This window comes from Oliverpabstia sp., from assembly GCF_022785585.1.
Taxonomy (GTDB): domain Bacteria; phylum Bacillota; class Clostridia; order Lachnospirales; family Lachnospiraceae; genus Oliverpabstia; species Oliverpabstia intestinalis.
This window is the reverse complement of sequence record NZ_JALFPR010000028.1, coordinates 1-17,943: the sequence shown is the minus strand read 5'-3', so window position 1 is coordinate 17,943 and position 17,943 is coordinate 1. Positions and strand designations below refer to the sequence as shown.

General features: G+C 46.6%; 13 protein-coding genes. 12 read left to right on the top strand and 1 reads right to left on the bottom strand.

Going from position 1 to position 17,943, the window contains the following annotated elements; all coding sequences use genetic code 11:
- Window positions 1-92: 92 nt before the first annotated feature.
- From MSA64_RS01320 to MSA64_RS01295, 6 genes are all read left to right on the top strand, one after another.
- Window positions 93-1,316, top strand: a complete 1,224-nt coding sequence (locus MSA64_RS01320; RefSeq protein WP_154431823.1) for an ATP-binding protein — start codon at window positions 93-95, stop codon at window positions 1,314-1,316.
- A 4-nt stretch (window positions 1,317-1,320) separates the two neighbouring features.
- Window positions 1,321-2,493 carry a PucR family transcriptional regulator gene (locus MSA64_RS01315; protein ID WP_287890206.1) on the top strand — a complete coding sequence of 391 codons (1,173 nt, stop codon included), beginning with the start codon at window positions 1,321-1,323 and terminating at the stop codon, window positions 2,491-2,493.
- 194 nt (window positions 2,494-2,687) lie between these two features.
- Window positions 2,688-4,043 carry an aspartate aminotransferase family protein gene (locus MSA64_RS01310; RefSeq protein ID WP_154431826.1) on the top strand — a complete coding sequence of 452 codons (1,356 nt, stop codon included), beginning with the start codon at window positions 2,688-2,690 and terminating at the stop codon, window positions 4,041-4,043.
- Between the two features lie 242 nt (window positions 4,044-4,285).
- Window positions 4,286-5,503 (top strand): aspartate aminotransferase family protein, encoded by a 1,218-nt coding sequence (locus MSA64_RS01305; RefSeq protein ID WP_287890204.1) that lies wholly within the window; start codon window positions 4,286-4,288, stop codon window positions 5,501-5,503.
- A gap of 13 nt (window positions 5,504-5,516) precedes the next feature.
- Window positions 5,517-6,110 carry a cytidylate kinase-like family protein gene (locus tag MSA64_RS01300; protein ID WP_022171942.1) on the top strand — a complete coding sequence of 198 codons (594 nt, stop codon included), beginning with the start codon at window positions 5,517-5,519 and terminating at the stop codon, window positions 6,108-6,110.
- A gap of 30 nt (window positions 6,111-6,140) precedes the next feature.
- Complete coding sequence (locus MSA64_RS01295; protein WP_277664010.1) at window positions 6,141-8,792, top strand: bifunctional amino acid transporter/iron-containing alcohol dehydrogenase; 2,652 nt, start codon at window positions 6,141-6,143, stop codon at window positions 8,790-8,792.
- Window positions 8,793-8,972: 180 nt separating this feature from the next.
- On the opposite strand, the gene MSA64_RS01290 is transcribed toward MSA64_RS01295, so the two are convergent.
- Window positions 8,973-9,992, bottom strand: a complete 1,020-nt coding sequence (locus tag MSA64_RS01290; protein WP_287890202.1) for a M42 family metallopeptidase — start codon at window positions 9,990-9,992, stop codon at window positions 8,973-8,975.
- A gap of 330 nt (window positions 9,993-10,322) precedes the next feature.
- Between MSA64_RS01290 and MSA64_RS01285 the strand changes: the two genes are divergently transcribed.
- From MSA64_RS01285 to pepT, 6 genes are all read left to right on the top strand, one after another.
- Window positions 10,323-11,264: an ABC transporter permease gene (locus MSA64_RS01285; RefSeq protein WP_022171945.1), complete on the top strand. Its 942-nt coding sequence runs from the start codon at window positions 10,323-10,325 to the stop codon at window positions 11,262-11,264.
- 4 nt (window positions 11,265-11,268) lie between these two features.
- Window positions 11,269-12,615 (top strand): ABC transporter permease, encoded by a 1,347-nt coding sequence (locus tag MSA64_RS01280; protein ID WP_154431835.1) that lies wholly within the window; start codon window positions 11,269-11,271, stop codon window positions 12,613-12,615.
- Between the two features lie 16 nt (window positions 12,616-12,631).
- The gene (locus tag MSA64_RS01275; RefSeq protein WP_022171947.1) at window positions 12,632-13,687 is read left to right on the top strand and encodes an ABC transporter ATP-binding protein; all 1,056 of its coding nucleotides are present in this window, start codon (window positions 12,632-12,634) and stop codon (window positions 13,685-13,687) included.
- Window positions 13,680-14,717: an ABC transporter ATP-binding protein gene (locus MSA64_RS01270; RefSeq protein ID WP_287890198.1), complete on the top strand. Its 1,038-nt coding sequence runs from the start codon at window positions 13,680-13,682 to the stop codon at window positions 14,715-14,717. The genes MSA64_RS01275 and MSA64_RS01270 overlap by 8 nt, the downstream gene beginning before the upstream one ends.
- A gap of 81 nt (window positions 14,718-14,798) precedes the next feature.
- Complete coding sequence (locus MSA64_RS01265) at window positions 14,799-16,574, top strand: peptide ABC transporter substrate-binding protein (RefSeq protein ID WP_277664012.1); 1,776 nt, start codon at window positions 14,799-14,801, stop codon at window positions 16,572-16,574.
- A gap of 87 nt (window positions 16,575-16,661) precedes the next feature.
- Entirely contained in the window at window positions 16,662-17,873 is a 1,212-nt protein-coding gene (gene pepT / locus MSA64_RS01260) for a peptidase T (RefSeq protein ID WP_154431842.1), read from the top strand.
- Window positions 17,874-17,943 lie beyond the last annotated feature (70 nt).

The following is a 17,943-nucleotide window of genomic DNA, read 5'->3' as shown; positions in this document are numbered from 1 at the left end:
GCAAGCGACCGCCCCAGGCGCGAGAATGTGCAAAGGCACATTCTTTGTTCTATATATAAGGAAAGTCATGAAGAGGACAGGGAGAAAAAAGAATGGAAATGACAATACAGGAAGTAAAACAACTGGACAAAGACAGCTATCAGATCATCGATATCCGTGATGATAATGAGATCGCCCACGGTGCGATTCCGGGAGCGGTTGCGCTGAAAGTGGAAGAGATTGCGGAGAACCCGCTGGTGGATAAAAGCAAAAAACTGGTGATCTGCTGCAGCAGAGGAAAATACAGTCAGGAAGTGGTTCCGGAACTGATCGAAAAAGGTCTGGATGCCGTCAGCTTAAAAGGCGGTTATATCGCCTGGCTGATGGATCTGATGCGGGAAGATCAGGAAAAAGACATCAGTGCCGATGTGGAAAAAAGCATCCGTAAAAAGTTCCGCAAATCCATCTGGTGCAAATTTACAAAAGCCATCAATCAGTATGAACTGGTTAAAGAAGGGGACTGTATCGCAGTCTGTATCTCCGGTGGAAAAGATTCGATGCTGATGGCAAAACTGTTTCAGGAGCTGAAACTGCACAACAAGTTTTCTTTTGATGTGAAATTCCTGGTGATGGATCCGGGATACAGCCCGGAAAACCGCAAGGTGATCGAAGAGAACGCAAGAAAACTGAATGTTCCGATTACAATTTACGAATCGGATATTTTTGAGGCAGTCTTCCATGTAGATCAGTCCCCGTGCTATCTGTGTGCGAGAATGCGAAGAGGGCATCTTTATCATTACGCACAGGAACTGGGCTGTAACAAGATTGCTCTCGGCCATCACTATGACGATGTCATCGAGACCATCCTGATGGGTATGCTGTACGGCGCACAGGTACAGACCATGATGCCAAAGCTGCACAGCACCAATTTCGGCGGGATGGAACTGATCCGTCCGATGTATCTGATCCGCGAGGACAGCATCAAGGCGTGGAGAGATTATAACAATCTGCATTTCATTCAGTGTGCTTGTAAATTTACTGACACCTGCACCACCTGTAATAACGAAGAAACAAAATCCAAACGTATGGAGATCAAACAGCTGATCCGGACACTGAAAAAGACGAACCCATTTATCGAGAGTAATATTTTCAGAAGTGTGGAGAATGTCAATCTGGATACGGTTGTTGGCTACAAACAATATGGAGAACGTCATTATTTCCTGGAAAATTATGATAAGATGGGTGAATTGAAACAAGAGGAACTGGAGAAGAAAGAAGCAGCACAGGCAGTGCAAGAAAGTTTTTCTGAACAGTACGACAGACAGAATCTGAGGTGAGCATATGGCAGCTACACTGGAAAAAATCTATGAGGTGGCACTTCATCATTATCATATGAAGCTGGTCGCAGGAAGAGAAGGACTTTCCAACCTGGTGGACTGGGTTCATGTGGTGGAAGAAATGGATTATGTGCATTTCTTAAAAGGACGGGAACTGATCGTAACTACCGGTATCAAGGAACCGGACGATGCACAGCTGCTGGAATTTACCCGGCGGGTGTATGCAACGGGAGCCAGTGGTCTGGTGTTTAATGTCGGACGGTATATCCGGAGTGTGCCAAAAGAAGTGCAGGAATTTGGTGAAAACAATGATTTTCCGGTGTTTGTTCTGCCGTGGGAAGTGCATCTGGTTGACTTTAACCGGGAACTGTGCAATCTGATCTACCGGTCAGAACAAGAGCAGGACGATCTGGAGAGTGCCATTCGAAAAGCGGTATTCTCTCCGGAAAAGAAAGAAGAGTATCTGCCGGTGCTGGCAAGAGAGGGGATTCATGGAGATACCGGTCTTACGATGGTGCAGTGTTATGTGCCGGCTTCCGGAAAGACCGATATTACCAGCTTTTATTACCGCTTTTTAAGGCAGTGCCAGCAGATTCTTACAAAACGGAATCTGACTCATGTAGTCTTTCATCACGACAGGTATCTGACTCTTGTGATGGCGGAATACCGAAAAGAGATTGTGAATCAGGTGCTGGATGCGATGAAACGGTGTGTGCTTAACTCAGCAGAGGGAACAGAGATGTATCTGGCCGTCAGTGAGGGAGAAACGCTGATTGGAAATCTCAGGGAAAAGTATCAGACCCTTTCTTATCTGTGTCGCTGGGCTGCAGATAAAAAGCAGACGCTTTGTCGGGAGAGTGAAATTGGTGTGGCAAAACTTCTGCTGGCAGTTCCGGATCGGAGAAAACTATGGGAATATGAGACACAGACCCTGGGAGAGCTGGAGCGGATCGACCAGGAGACAGGAAGTGAATACCTGAAGATCCTGAAAATTTATCTCGAAGAAAACGGCAATATTCAGGAAGTGGCAGCAAAATGTTTCCTTCACCGGAATACGGTGGCATATCATCTGAAAAAGATCAGTGAGATTACCGGGAAGAATCTCGGGGAGACGAGAAACCGGACCCAGTGGGAACTGGCTTATCTGATCCGGAATCTGCGGAAACTGCTGGAATAAATGAGGCGGAGTGAACAGATAACAATGTGAACGGTGCACAAAAACCATGTGCACGGTGACGATGGACAGAACAGGAAAGTGTGATAATATAGGATACAAGCAAAGGCGCGATACAGTTAAAAAGCTGTGATCGTGCCTTTTTGATTTTTTAGATTAGAATTCCATTGGAATGAGACATAAAGGAGGAGACAGAAATGTTAAGAGAAGCATTACCTGAGCTTGTAACAGGAAGTGTACCGGGACCGAAAGCTGCGGAACTTTTAAAACGGCGTGATGCAGCGATTCCGAAAGCTATGTGCGGAACTACTTATCCGATCTGTATGGGAAGAGGAGAGGGAGCCATGCTGGAAGACGTGGATGGGAACCGTTTCCTTGACTGGATCGGTGGTGTCGGTGTTCTGAATATCGGATACAGTAACCCGGAAGTTGTTGAGGCAGTGAAAGCCCAGGCGGACAAATATTTCCACGGCATCTTCAATGTCTATGCACATGAAGGATATGTAAAACTGGCAGAGATGTTTGATGAGACAATGCCATGCCGCGGTGACAAGATGAAAACATATTTTGCAAACTCCGGAGCCGAGGCAGATGAAAATGCGATCAAGATTGCAAAAGCCTATACAGGAAGAAATAATATCATCTGTTTCTCCGGTGCATTCCACGGAAGAACCAACCTGACCATGGCACTGACTGCAAAGAAAGCCTACGCCCTTGGTATGGGACCTTTCCCGGCAGGCATCTACCGTGCGGAATTTCCATATCTGTACCGTGCACCGAAAGGATACACCGAAGAGGAAGCTATTGACTATTACATCGAAAAATTCCTGAAACTTTTCGATGAAGCCACACCTGCCAGTGATGTGGCAGCTGTTATCCTTGAACCGTTACAGGGCGAAGGTGGATTCATCCCGGCGCCGATCGAATTTGTAAAGAAACTGAGAAAGATCTGTGATGATAACGGCATCATGCTGATCGCCGATGAAGTACAGTGTGGTAATTGCAGAACCGGAAAATACTTTGCATCCGAGTACTGGAAAGAAGCCGGCGCAGCACCGGATATCATCGCCACTGCAAAATCCATGGGAGCCGGCGTTCCGATCAGTGCGATCACCGCAAGAGCAGAAGTTATGGATGCGGCACCGGCAGGAACCATCGGCGGAACCTACTGTGGCAACCCGTTAGCCTGTGCGGCAGCCATCAAAACCATGGAAATCATGAAAGCAGAAGATTACTGTGGAAAATCGATGCATATCGGCAAAGTGGTCACAGAAGCTTTCGAAAAGATGAAAGAAAAATATTCCGTAATCGGGGATGTCCGAGGACTTGGCGGAATGATCGGTGTGGAATTTGTCAAAGACAAAGAAAGCAAAGAACCGAATCCGGAATTTGTAAAGCAACTGATCCAGTCGGCATTACAGAAAGGTCTGCTTCTTGAAAATGCCGGTTCCGCAGGAAATGTCATCCGTTTTCTGGCACCGCTGTGCATGACTGATGAGCAGATGGAAGCAGGATTAAAGATTTTCGAAGATGCTATCATAGAAAATCTGTAACCGGAACTTTAGAAATATTCATGAAAATCGCTATAGAATAAAAAACAGAAAATATAAAAAGACGGCAAAGGCGCTGAATAAACAGTTTCCTGCCGTCTTTTTGTTTTGATTTACGCGGGCAGCAAGTTAAAGTCCATGCTTGCATGAGACCTTGGTGACTGCTGCGATAACTTGAGAAACACGCTCCGCAGGGGTGCGTTATAAAACATATTTCATAAACAAAAATCAGGGAGGACAACACTATGAAATTAAAAGACACAGGACTCACATTCCAGGACATCAAAGACAAAGTAGACAAATATATGATCGAGACTTATGAGAGATTCGATTTTCTGGCTGAGACAGCAAAAGATCAGTATATGTATGACGAAAACGGAACTCCTTATCTGGATTTTTATGCAGGAATCGCTGTAAACTCCGCCGGAAACTGTAATGAAAAAGTGGTAGCAGCAGTGAAGGATCAGGTAGAAGATATCATGCATACTTTTAACTACCCTTACACCATTCCGCAGGCTCTGCTGGCAGAAAAAATCTGCACTACCATTGGCATGGACAAGATCTTTTATCAGAACTCCGGTACAGAAGCCAACGAAGCGATGATCAAGATGGCAAGAAAATATGGGGTAGAAAAATACGGACCGAAGAGATACAACATCGTAACCGCATCCATGGGCTTCCACGGAAGAACCTTCGGTGCCATGTCTGCAACCGGACAGCCGGATAACGGATGTCAGATCGGATTCGGACCGATGACGGATGGATTTACCTATGCAGAGTACAATAACCTGCAGGCATTCAAAGATGCATGTACCGAAGATACCATTGCGATCATGGTAGAGCCGGTACAGGGTGAAGGCGGTGTTCATCCGGCAACCATGGAATTTATGCGGGGACTGAGAGAATTCTGTGATGAACATGAGATGCTCCTTCTGATCGATGAAGTACAGACCGGCTGGTGCAGAACAGGTAAAGTGATGTCCTTTATGAATTATGGAATCAAACCGGATATTGTATCTATGGCAAAAGCTCTGGGTGGCGGAATGCCGATCGGTGCGATCTGTGCAACTGCAGAGGTAGCCAAAGCATTCACCCCGGGATCTCATGGTACGACTTTTGGCGGACATCCGGTATGCTGCGCGGCAGCGCTGGCAGAGGTCAATGAACTTCTGGATCGAGATCTTGCAGGAAATGCTGCAAAGATAGGTGCATATTTTATGGAACAGTTAAAGACACTTCCGCATGTAAAAGAAGTCAGAGGACAGGGACTCCTGGTTGGTGTGGAATTTGACGATACCATCTCCGGTGTGGATGTGAAACATGAATGTCTGCACAGACATCTGCTGATCACAGCCATCGGAGCTCATATTATCCGTATGATTCCACCGCTTATCATCAACAAAGAGGATTGTGATAAAGCAGTGGCAATCATCAGAGAAGCCGTAGAAGCACTGGAAAAATAATGGAGGATGACCTATGAAACATAAAGTAATCACCATCGGATGTGAATACGGTGCAGGCGGTCCGGAGATCGGAAAACGGATCGCCCAGGCACTGGGAATCGAATTTTACGACCGTGATCTCGTGGATAAAGTTGTGGAACAGATTGGTGTTGACCGTGACCTGGTAAAAAAGGCAGATGCCGGAAGTAATGTTTTATACAGCTTTGAGACACAGTATGGTCCACGGTATGCAAATCTGACAAACCGTGTTATTTATAACCAGTTTGAGGTTATTCAGAAGTTTGCAGAGAAATCTTCCTGCGTCATCATCGGACGATGCAGCAACTATATTCTGAAAGATCGGAAAGATACCCTGAACTTTTTCGTCTATGCTCCGGAAGAAGTCCGGATCCAGGCAACGATGGAAAAGAAAAACATTGGCCGGAAAGAAGCGGCAGAACTGGTGAAATATCATGACGAGATGCTTCATTCCCGTTACAAATATATGACCGGTTCTTACCGGGGTGACCGGAAAGGACGTCATATGATGATCGACAGCAGCGTACTTGGCTGGGAGAAAACAGCACAGTATATGTTGCAGATGATCGATCTTCGATTCGAAGACTGAGGAGAGAATGAGAAAAGGAAGTGAGTGTTTATGGATAAGAAAAAATCAGAATTTGATAAAGTATTCAGTGCCTGGGATATTCTGGTCATAGCATTTGGAGCTATGATCGGCTGGGGCTGGGTCGTATCCTCTGGTGACTGGATCCAGAGGGGCGGCGTGCTGGGAGCCATGATCGGCTTTGCTCTCGGCGGCGTGATGATCTTTTTCGTTGGCCTGACTTATGCGGAATTGACCGCTGCCATGCCCCAGTGTGGTGGGGAACATGTTTTCAGCTACAAGGCAATGGGACCGATCGGATCCTTTATCTGTACCTGGGCAATCGTACTCGGTTATGTCAGTGTCGTATGCTTTGAAGCCTGTGCACTGCCGACGATCATTACCTATATTTATCCGGGATTTCTGAAGGGATATCTGTATACGGTGGCAGGATTTGATATTTATGCTTCCTGGCTTGCTGTGGCGATCCTGGTAGCCATCTTCATGACTATAATCAATATTCTGGGAGCCAAGACGGCAGCCGTGTTACAGACAGTGCTGACTGTGATCATCGGAGGTGTAGGTCTTCTTCTGATCGCATCTTCTGTGATTACCGGTGATGTGGCAAATCTGGAGCCACAGCTTTTTGTAGGCGACTCCGCTTCTACAGTGATCAAATCCGTCTTCAGTGTGGCAGTGGTAACACCGTTCTTCTTTATCGGTTTTGATGTTATCCCTCAGGCAGCGGAAGAAATCAATGTACCATTAAAAAAGATCGGTAAGATTATGATTTTTTCCATTGTCCTGGCCGTTGTCTTCTATGCGCTGATCATCTTCGGCGTTGGATATGTGATGAGTCCGGCCGATATTGAGATCTCTCTGTCCGGAAGCGGTCTGGTGACGGCAGATGCCATGGCGAAGGCCTTTAATAGCAGTGTTATGTCCAAGGTGCTGATCGTCGGTGGTATGTGCGGTATTATCACCAGTTGGAACTCATTCCTGATCGGTGGAAGCCGTGCCATGTATTCTATGGCAGAGTCTTATATGATTCCGCGTCCTTTCTCAAAATTACATAAAAAACACAAAACTCCGGTAAATGCTCTGCTTCTGATCGGTGGACTTTCTGTAGCAGCACCGTTTTTAGGAAGAAAGATGCTTGTCTGGATCGTGGATGCAGGTAACTTCGGTTGCTGTCTGGCGTACTGTATGGTAGCAGCTTCTTTCATTATCCTTCGCACGAAAGCACCGGAGATGGCAAGACCATATAAAGTAAAACATTATAAAATAGTAGGTGCCATTGCCGTACTTATGTCCGGCTTCATGGTTGTTATGTACATGATTCCAGGTTCCGGTTCCACACTGGTGGTTCAGGAATGGGCCATGGTAGGCGGCTGGTCTATCCTGGGTGTTGTCTTTTGTATAGGGTGTAAATTAAAATACAAAGAAAAATTCGCTTCTCATATCGATGTAGAGGTGGAAGAGCTGAATACCGAGCCGGATGCAGTAACAACAACACTGGAGAAAGCACTGGAAACTGTCCGTTCCGAAAAAGTGGAAAAAGAAGAAACACCGGCAATCGACTTTTCTTACTTTCTTCCGGTCAATATTGTATTTGGTTCCGGTAAGGTAAAGAAAGCAGGCGAACTGACGAAACCATATGGTAAGAAAGCATTGATCGTCACCGGACGAAGCAGTGCGAAGAAATCCGGTATCTATGATAAAGTCAAAGACAGTCTGGAGGCAGCAGGACTTACTACGGTGCTGTACGATAAAGTCAGCCAGAACCCGCTGACGACGACAGCAGAAGAGGGCGCAGCATTTGCAAAAGAAAACCACTGTGACGTAGTAGTTGCCATCGGTGGAGGAAGCATCATGGACTGCGCGAAAGCGATTGCATTCTTGAGTAAAAATAAGGGCGATATCAGCGATTATATTTATAATCGGTTAAGAAGTGATGAAGCACTGCCTCTGGTTCTGATTCCGACCACCTGTGGTACCGGATCGGAAGGAAACGGATTTGCGGTACTGACCAATCCGGAAAATGGCGATAAGAAATCTCTGCGCTGCAATGCGATCGTGGCAAAAGTGTCCATCATCGATCCGGAGTGCATGATGACAATGCCGAAGAAAGTGCTGGCTTCGGTTGCCTTCGATGCACTGTGTCATAATATTGAGGCGTATACATCGAGAATCGCACAGCCTTTTACCGATGCGCTGAGTTTATATGCGATTGATCTGATTGCCCATAATCTGGTGGATGTCTATAACGGTACTGCAGGTAAGGAAGGATGGGAGAAGATCACCCTGGCAAGCACCATCGGCGGTATGGTGATCAACACCGCCGGTGTTACCCTGGCACACGGGATGGAACATCCGGCAAGCGGCCTGAAAAATATCGTTCACGGTCAGGGACTTGCCGCACTGACTCCGGTGATCATCGAGGCATCCTACAAAGGAAACCGCGAAAAATTCAGTAAGATCGCAAGGATCATGGGTGGAATGACTGCAGAAGACTGTGCAACCAAGATCCGTACCCTGTTGAAAAAACTGAATCTGGATTGTACCCTGTCGGATCTTGGAATCAAAGAAGAAGACATCCCGTGGATGGCAGAAAACTGCATGAAAGTATCTGCCGCCGGTGTCATGAATAACCCGGTTGTATTCTCGAAAGAGGAGATTGCGGAGATTTACAGAAAAGCACTGTAAAAGAATAGTTCTCTGAAAAAAGATAAAAAGAAAGATACAGAAAGAATCCAAAACAGGAGGCCTTCTGTATCTTTCTTTTTTTAACATTCTACATGGATCATTCATTTGCGCAGATAACGAATCACAATCTGTGTCTGCACGGAGTCTGAAAAACCGTCAAATGAGTATAGTTTCCTGCAATTACTGTGTCACATATGTTTTCAGCAGTTCAAACGTATTCCGCACGCCATCCATATGAGAACGTTCATAGTTATGAGACGCATAGACACCCGGACCGATCAGGCCGTGGCGGATATCATAACCGGCACGGAGAGTTGCCTCCACATCAGATCCGTAATGCGGATAGACGTCAATGGCATAACCGAGGTGCTGTTCTTTTGCAACCGCAGAAAGAGCAGTTACCAGATCATAATTGTAAGGTCCTCCGGAATCTTTGGCACAGATAGATACCATTCGTTCGGTACAGGCAAGATCAGCACCGACACAACCCATATCAACGGAGATCATTTCCTCGGTATCCTCTGATACAAAGCTTCCGCCGTGCCCCACTTCTTCATAAACTGTAAATAATAAAGAAACTTTCCTGTTCAGGTTCAGTCCGTCTTCTTTTACCGCGTGAGCCAGTCCGAGCAATATTGCTGCGGAGAGCTTATCATCGAGAAAACGGCTTTTGATATAACCACTTTCTGTAATTACTGTGCGTGGATCCATGGCGATGATATCTCCGGTCTGGATCCCAAGAGCAAGGGTGCTTTCTCTGGAATCTGTATTTTCATCCAGGAGGATCTCCATATGCTCTTCAATCTGTTCCATTTTTTGATCAGCTACATGTGCAGATGGTTCGGTGTTCAGGACAACGCCGGTATAGATCCTGCCGTCCCGGGTGTGAATCGTACAATTCTCCCCATCTGCGGTGGACCACTGATGACCACCAAGGGTTGTCGGGCGAAGGCGTCCGTTCTCTTTGATGGAGCGCACCATAGCACCCAGGGTATCTACATGGGCAGCCAGTACAAGCGGAGAGCCGGAGCCTCCCAGAGTGACAAAAACATTTCCTTTTCTGGAACGTTCCGGAGCGAATCCGAGAGCAGTCAGTTCAGATAAAAGATAATCGGTCACTTTCTTTGTGAAGCCGGAAGGGCTAGGAATACCGGTCAGTGCATACAGCTGTTCTTTAATAAAATCAATATGAGAATTCATGTGATGTTCCTCCTGAAATAGATAATAAGTAACTTCATTGTAAACAGCGAGTGAAAAAAGGTCAACCGGAAAATAAAGTTATAAAGAGAAAAGAACAGGCATAAAATAGTAGTTATAGAATTGAACAATAAAAAAGAACAAAAAAAGGAAATTCCTCTTCTGGGGACAATTTTTAAAGATTGTCCGCGATGTGCGCACATGTGTGCGAAAAATAAAAACAAATTCGTCCATTTTTCTTGACATTACTACGTTAAAGTGGCTATAATATCGTATATTGTCGACAATCCACAATCGACAGGAGAGATGAAAAAGAGAGGAAAGGTGTAGAAAATGACAAAATACACAGTTCGAAGAGTCTGTATGGCATTTGTTACGCTGTTGCTTGTTGCCTGTATTACCTTCTTTCTGATGAATGCAATTCCCGGTAATCCGTGGTTATCAGAAAAGACGCCATCCGAGGCAACCATTCAGGCACTGAATGCAAAATACGGACTGGATCAGCCAAAATATATTCAGCTTGGTAAATATCTGAAAAACCTTGCACAGGGAGATTTCGGCACTTCCATTAAGATGCAGAAAAACCGTCCGGTTATCGAAATCATCAAAGAGATGTTTCCGGTTTCCGCAAAAGTCGGCAGCCTTGCTCTGTTGTGGGCGGTGATCGTGGGTGTTCCGCTGGGATGTCTCGCAGCTTTTAAGAGAGGAACCTGGGTGGACAGCTTTCTGCGTGTGCTGTGTACCATCGGTATTTCTATGCCGGGATTTGTAGTGGCAACCTTACTGTTACATACACTCTGTGGCGGTATCGAAGGAGTGAAAGTATTTCCGGCACTTTTTGACGGAACACCGGCAAGTTATGTACTGCCCTGTGCAGCGTTAGGCTTCTATCCGATGTGTTATCTGTCCAGACAGACAAGAACTGCCATGTTGGATTCTATTAATCAGGAATACATCAAGACAGCCAGAGCAAAGGGACTGAAAAACAGCAAGATCATTTTCAAACATGCACTTCGTAATGCGTTGATTCCGGTTATTACTTACCTGGGACCGCAGATCGCATTTACCCTGTGTGGTGGTCTTGTCGTAGAGACTGTATTTTCTATTCCGGGACTGGGACGTTATTTTGTACAGGCGATCCAGAACCGAGATTATCCGTTGATCATGGGAACTACCATTTTCCTGGCAGCATTTATCATTGTCATGAACCTGGTGGTAGACCTGTGTTACAAACTGGTAGATCCGCGAATTAATCTGGTGAAGGGAGGAAATTAAGGTTATGTCCGATAAGAAAAGATTTAACAAACCGGGCTCGCTTCAGCCAAATATCGAGGATATTCTGCAGTGGAACGATCTGCCGGCAGATGCATTTGATCCGGCAACATCAGAGGAAAAAGAAAACTTTATTCAGGATCGCAGAAGCGTATCTTACTGGAAGGATGCATGGAGACGTCTTCGTAAAAACACGGTTGCGATGGTGGCACTGGTGATCATCATCCTGCTTTCTGTTTTCGCTTTCGTGGGACCGTCTGTCGTTCCTTATACTTACAAACAGCAGATCCGTGGTTCCGAATCTTTACATCCATGGCACTACAGCCTGGAGGATCAGGATAAGATCAATGCTTACATGGAAGAACATAACGGTGCAGGAAACCTGACACCGGACGAAGCGGTAGAACAGGCACGGCAGGAAGCAGAAGCCAAAGGTGAGACCTTAAGCCGTGTAGATGAAGCAAAGATCCGTGCGAAAGCAACCGTATCTCAGCAGTCTGCTGACGAAGAGGCAGTGACAGAAGAAGAAGCTGCCAAAGTACTGGGTATCAAACACAGCATATTTGGATACTCCAACAAAGAACTGGAGCGCAAGGCAGCAGGAGAAAAGGTATTCCCGCATGTGTTCGGTACGGATGATCAGGGCCGTGATATCATGGTCCGCGTTATGGTTGGTTCCCGTGTATCCATCATCGTAGGTATCTGTGCAGCGATTCTGGTACTGATCATCGGTGCACTGTACGGTTCCATATCCGGTTACTGTGGCGGCATGGTGGACAACGTGATGCAGCGAATCGTAGAGATTATCTACTCCATCCCGGAGATGCTGATCATCCTGCTGTTATCCGCAACCTTAAAACCGGCACTGGAACAGTTCCAGAACTCCGGAGACGGCGTGTTCCAGAAACTGGTAACACTCCTTGGACCGAACCTGATCTCCATGTTTATCGCTTTTGGTCTTCTGTACTGGGTAACCATGAGCCGTATCATCCGTGGACAGATCCTGCAGTTAAAACAGCAGGAATATGTAACTGCTGCGAGAGCACTGGGTGCAAAGGGCGGACGTATCATCGGTAAGCATCTGCTTCCGAACTGTATCGGACAGATTGTTACCACAACATTCCTGCAGATTCCGTCAGCAATCTTCCTGGAATCTTTCTTATCTTTTCTGGGTGTGGGTGTATCTGCACCGCTGACCAGTCTGGGATCCATGTGTTCCGAAGCACTGAGCGGACTGAAAACCTATCCGTACCGACTGTTCATCCCGGCAGTGATCCTGAGTGTTATGATCCTGTCCCTGAATCTGTTTGGTGACGGTCTTCGTGATGCATTAGATCCGAAGCTGAAAAAATAAGAAAGGGAGAGACATAATGGAACAGAATAAAAAAGCTGACAAGTTGTTGGAAGTCAGAGATCTCCAGGTCTCTTTCTTCACTCCGGCAGGAGAAGTAAAAGCAGTAAACGGCATCAGTTACGATGTGAATTATAATGAAGTTATGGGCGTTGTAGGAGAGTCCGGATCCGGAAAGAGTGTGGAAGCATATTCGATCATCGGCCTGTTACAGAATCCAGGAAAAGTAATCGGTGGTTCTATCACTTTCGAGGGTCAGGATGTCCTGGCGAAGACACCGGCGGAGATGGTAAACTTCCGTGGAAATGAAGTAGCCATGATCTTCCAGAACCCGATGACCTGTCTGAATCCGGTATACACCATCGGTAATCAGCTGGTGGAGGCACTGAAAGCCCATGATAAAAATATCAGTAAAGAAGAAGCACAGAAACGTGCGATGGAGATGCTTGAGGAAGTAGGAATCAATAACGTGGAAAAACGTATGAAACAGTATCCTCACGAACTTTCCGGTGGTATGCGTCAGCGTGTCATGATCGCTATGGGTCTGATCTGTCATCCGAAACTTCTGATCGCAGATGAACCGACAACTGCCCTTGACGTAACCATTCAGGCACAGATTCTGGAACTGATGAAGAAACTTCAGAAGACCAATCAGATGGGTATTATTTTCATTACACATAACCTGGGTGTTGTGGCTGAAATCTGTGACAAGGTATCGGTTATGTATGCAGGTAAGATGGTGGAGCAGGGTCCGGTAGATGATATCTTCTATGCACCGGGTCATCCGTATACCAGAGGACTTCTTCGTTCCATGCCGCGTGTGGATGCGGAAAGTTACGAACGTCTGATCCCAATCGAAGGAACACCGGTCGATATGCTGAATCCGCCGGAGGGATGTCCGTTTGCACCACGTTGTGAAAGTGCCATGAAGATCTGTCTGCAGAAGATGCCGCCGTATGTGGAACTTGGGGATAATCATCGTGCCGCATGCTGGCTGTGCGTACAGGAACAGATGAAAGCACAGAAAGCAGCAGAGAAAAATAATGAAAAAACGGAGGCAGGCAGCCATGAGTGAGAAAAATGATACCCTCGTTCAGGTTGAACACCTGAAAAAATATTTCCCGATCAAAGGTGTGAAGGGACCGGGTGTACAGGCTGTGGAAGATATCTCCATTGAGATTAAAAGAGGAGAAACCCTTGGTCTGGTAGGAGAGTCCGGTTGTGGTAAGACGACTTTCGGACGCACGGTATTACAGCTGTATAATCCGACTTCCGGAAAGATCATCTATGACGGCAAAACTATTTTTGAAGGAAAAGACCCGTGGCAGAAAGATGAAAATGGTATTCTGCGCCAGGTGAAAGTTCCAAAAGCAAAACAGGTGAATATGCTTCCTTACCGCCGGAAGATGCAGATCATCTTCCAGGATCCGTCAGCCAGCCTGGATCCACGTATGACAGTTGGTGAGATCATCGGTGAAGCATTGGATATTCACAAATTATATAAGAGTAAACAGGACAGAACAGACCGAATCAAGGAACTGCTTGGTCATGTGGGACTGAACACAGAGCATGCAAACCGGTATCCGCACGAGTTCTCCGGTGGACAGCAGCAGCGTGTCGGTATTGCCCGTGCGCTGGCAGTCAATCCGGAATTCATCGTCTGTGACGAACCGATCTCCGCACTGGATGTTTCTATCCAGTCACAGGTAGTCAACATGCTCGAAGACATGCAGCATGAGATGGGACTGACTTATCTGTTCATCGCACATGATCTGTCCGTTGTAAGACATATTTCCCACCGTATCGGTGTGATGTATCTGGGAACTATGGTGGAACTTGCGGAAAGTTATGAACTGAACCGTCATCCACTGCATCCATATACCAAGACGCTGCTCTCCGCAGTTCCGGTTCCGGACCCGCAGGTAAGCAGAAGCAGACAGCGAATCGTGCTCGAAGGAGACATTCCGTCTCCGATGAATCCGCCAAGCGGATGCCGGTTCCATACCCGTTGCCCGTATGCGACCGAAAAATGTAAACAGATCGTACCGACCTTTAAGGAGTACGAAAAAGGTCACTGGGTAGCATGCCATCTGCTGGAAGAGTAGATGAAAAATAACCGGATAATGCAGGAAATCTGATAGTGGATGCTCCTGTTTATCAATAAAAGGAAAAGGAGAGAGGATAATATGAAGAAAAAAGTTTTATCTATCCTGTTAGCTGCAACATTTACCGTATCTATGTTTGCAGGTTGCGGAAACAGCAACACTACAGCAAAAGACGACAGCGCAGCTAAAACAGAAGACACTGCTGATGACGCAGCAGAGGAAGAAACCAAAGATGACGCCGCAACAGAGGACACAGCAAGCGACGGTGACTTTAACATTACTGTAAACCTGGCTTCTGAACCTATGACTATGGACCCGGCGCTGAACAGTTCTGTAGACGGTGGCATCATGGCCCTGCATCTGTTTGAAGGTCTGATGAAATGGGAAGACAGCGGAGAAGTTGCCAATGGTACTGACGGAACTGCTGACAGCGGAAAACTGGTTCCCGGACAGGCTGAAAGCTATGAAAAGACAGAGAATGATGACGGAACTGTAACTTATACTTTCAAATTACGTGACGGTATCAAATGGTCTGACGGAAAAGATGTAACAGCAGGTGATTTCGAGTACTCCTGGAAACGTCTGGTAAATCCGGAAACAGCAGCAGACTACAACTACATGCTGGATGGCGTGGTAAATGCCAATGAGATCATGGCAGGTGAAAAAGATCCTGATGAACTGGCTGCTAAAGCATTAGACGACAAAACATTTGAAGTAACTCTGGTAAACGACCTGAACTACTTTGAAGAATTGTGTGCATTCCCGGCTATGATGCCTGTACGTGAAGATATGATCGAAAAAGCAGGTGACCAGTGGACATTTGACACAGCAACTTATATCTCCAATGGTGCATACAAACTGAAAGAGTGGACACATAACTCTCAGATTGTAGTAGAGAAAAATGAAAATTACTATGATGTAGAAAACCTTGGACCGGAAACCATCACCTTCAAACTGATGGATGACCAGAACGCTATGCTGTCCGGTTTCAACTCCGGTGAACTTGATTTCATCGAAGATGTACCGCAGGCAGAGATCGCTAACCTGATCGCTTCCGGAGATATGAAGATCGTAGACTATATCGGAACTTACTATGTATGCTTCCAGACACAGAAAGCACCTTTCGACGATCCGAGAGTTCGTAAAGCATTCTCTCTGGCAATCGACCGTACTTACATCGTAAACCAGGTAACACAGTCCGGACAGGTAGAAGCCGGTGGATTTGTTCCATCCGGTGTATATGATGCAGACGGTGCAGAGGGCGACGATTTCCGTACAGTAGGCGGAGATTACTATAAACCGACCGATGCGGATTATGAAGCAAACTGTGACGAAGCAAGACAGCTTCTGGCAGATGCAGGATATCCGAACGGTGAAGGATTCCCGGTTGTAGAATACCTGTACAACACCAGTGATGCTCACAAAGCTGTAGCAGAAGCTCTGCAGTTCATGTGGGAAGAAGAACTGGGCGTAAAAGTAACCCTGAACAACCAGGAGTGGGCAGCATTCCTGCAGACACGTAAAGACGGAGACTACTCCATCGCACGTAACGGCTGGATCGCAGACTACAACGACCCGATCTCCTTCCTGGATATGTGGATGACAGGTGGCGGAAACAACGATGCACAGTATGCAAACGACGATTACGACGCTCTGATCAAACAGGCAAAGACAACAACAGATAACGCAGAACGTATGGATCTGCTGCACCAGGCAGAAGACAAACTGATCGGTGAAGACAGCGTACTGGCTCCACTGTACTTCTATACACAGAAATATATGCTGGCTGACGGCATTGAAGGTATGTACTACTGCCCACTGGGATATTTCTTCTTCGGATATACCCATCAGGCATAAATAAATGCAATGCAACGATACAGCCCGGATAAGCAGTCCGGGCTGTATTTTTCTAAAAGAAAAAGGGAAAATGCAGGGAGAAAAAAGATGAAAGCTTATGAACGCTTACTGAAATATGTTACAGTATGGACGACCAGCGACGAAAACAGCACAACGGTTCCAACTACAAAAAGACAGCTCGACCTGGGGAATCTTCTGGTAGAAGAGATGAAAGAGATGGGACTTTCGGATGTGTCGATGGATGAATATGGATATGTTTACGGATATCTTCCGGCCACGGAGGGAATGGAAGATGTGACGCCGCTTGGTCTGATCGCGCATCTGGATACCGCACCGGACTTTAACGGGCAGAATGTGAAACCACAGATCATTCAGGATTATAACGGAGAAGATGTGGTGCTCGGAACTTCCGGCAGAGTTCTGGCAGTAAAAGATTTTCCGAGACTGAAAGGTTACAAGGGAAGAACGCTGATCACAACCGACGGAACTTCTCTTCTGGGGGCCGATGACAAGGCCGGGATTGCAGAGATCCTGACAGCGGCAGAAGACCTGATGCGGGAAAAGACACCACACGGAAAAATCTGCATCGCATTTACCCCGGACGAAGAAGTGGGTGGCGGTGCACAGTATCTGAAAATCAAAGAATTCGGCGCAACGTACGGATATACGTTAGACGGAAGCCATGAAGGTGAGATCCAGTTTGAAAACTTTAACGCGGCAGGCGCGGAGGTCACTGTTCATGGTGTCAATGTGCATCCGGGGAGTGCAAAAGATATCATGAAAAATGCACAGACCATCGCGATGGAAATCCACGGACTTCTTCCAAAAGATGCGTGCCCGGAGAAGACGGAAGGGTATGAAGGATTCTATCACATGACCGAATTCAACGGCAATGTGGAACAGGCAGTGATGCGTTACATCATCCGTGACTTTGATCCGGTCACATTTGTGGAAAAACAGGAGAAACTCCGTCAGGCGGTCGCACAGATCAACGAAACCTACGGCGAGGGAACCGCGGAAGTAAAGATCGAAGAATCTTACCGCAACATGCGTGAGAAGATCGAGCCGTGCATGCAGTTGATCGATTACGCAAAAGAGGCGTGCAAAGAAGCAGGCGTGGAACCGGATATCGCCCCGATCCGCGGAGGCACAGATGGTGCACGATTAAGCTTTGTCGGTCTGCCATGTCCGAACCTGGGTACCGGCGGAGACGGTTTCCATGGTCCGTTTGAACACATCACGGTGGAAGGCATGGATCTGTCCGTGGAAATCATCAAAAACATTATTAAGAAAATGTAATACCGAATGGTTTGGCGGATTGCTGGAGTACGAAGTACGGAGCAATCTGGTGTTGTTAAATAGAAAAGAA

Excerpts from the sequence above, each read along its gene's own strand:
- MSA64_RS01285 (WP_022171945.1), top strand. The coding sequence starts at position 10,323 with ATGACAAAATACACAGTTCGAAGAGTCTGTATGGCATTTGTTACGCTG.
- MSA64_RS01315 (WP_287890206.1), top strand. The coding sequence starts at position 1,321 with ATGGCAGCTACACTGGAAAAAATCTATGAGGTGGCACTTCATCATTAT.
- MSA64_RS01320 (WP_154431823.1), top strand. The coding sequence starts at position 93 with ATGGAAATGACAATACAGGAAGTAAAACAACTGGACAAAGACAGCTAT.
- MSA64_RS01270 (WP_287890198.1), top strand. The coding sequence starts at position 13,680 with ATGAGTGAGAAAAATGATACCCTCGTTCAGGTTGAACACCTGAAAAAA.
- MSA64_RS01295 (WP_277664010.1), top strand. The coding sequence starts at position 6,141 with ATGGATAAGAAAAAATCAGAATTTGATAAAGTATTCAGTGCCTGGGAT.
- MSA64_RS01310 (WP_154431826.1), top strand. The coding sequence starts at position 2,688 with ATGTTAAGAGAAGCATTACCTGAGCTTGTAACAGGAAGTGTACCGGGA.
- MSA64_RS01305 (WP_287890204.1), top strand. The coding sequence starts at position 4,286 with ATGAAATTAAAAGACACAGGACTCACATTCCAGGACATCAAAGACAAA.
- MSA64_RS01280 (WP_154431835.1), top strand. The coding sequence starts at position 11,269 with ATGTCCGATAAGAAAAGATTTAACAAACCGGGCTCGCTTCAGCCAAAT.
- MSA64_RS01290 (WP_287890202.1), bottom strand. The coding sequence starts at position 9,992 with ATGAATTCTCATATTGATTTTATTAAAGAACAGCTGTATGCACTGACC.
- pepT (WP_154431842.1), top strand. The coding sequence starts at position 16,662 with ATGAAAGCTTATGAACGCTTACTGAAATATGTTACAGTATGGACGACC.
- MSA64_RS01265 (WP_277664012.1), top strand. The coding sequence starts at position 14,799 with ATGAAGAAAAAAGTTTTATCTATCCTGTTAGCTGCAACATTTACCGTA.
- MSA64_RS01275 (WP_022171947.1), top strand. The coding sequence starts at position 12,632 with ATGGAACAGAATAAAAAAGCTGACAAGTTGTTGGAAGTCAGAGATCTC.
- MSA64_RS01300 (WP_022171942.1), top strand. The coding sequence starts at position 5,517 with ATGAAACATAAAGTAATCACCATCGGATGTGAATACGGTGCAGGCGGT.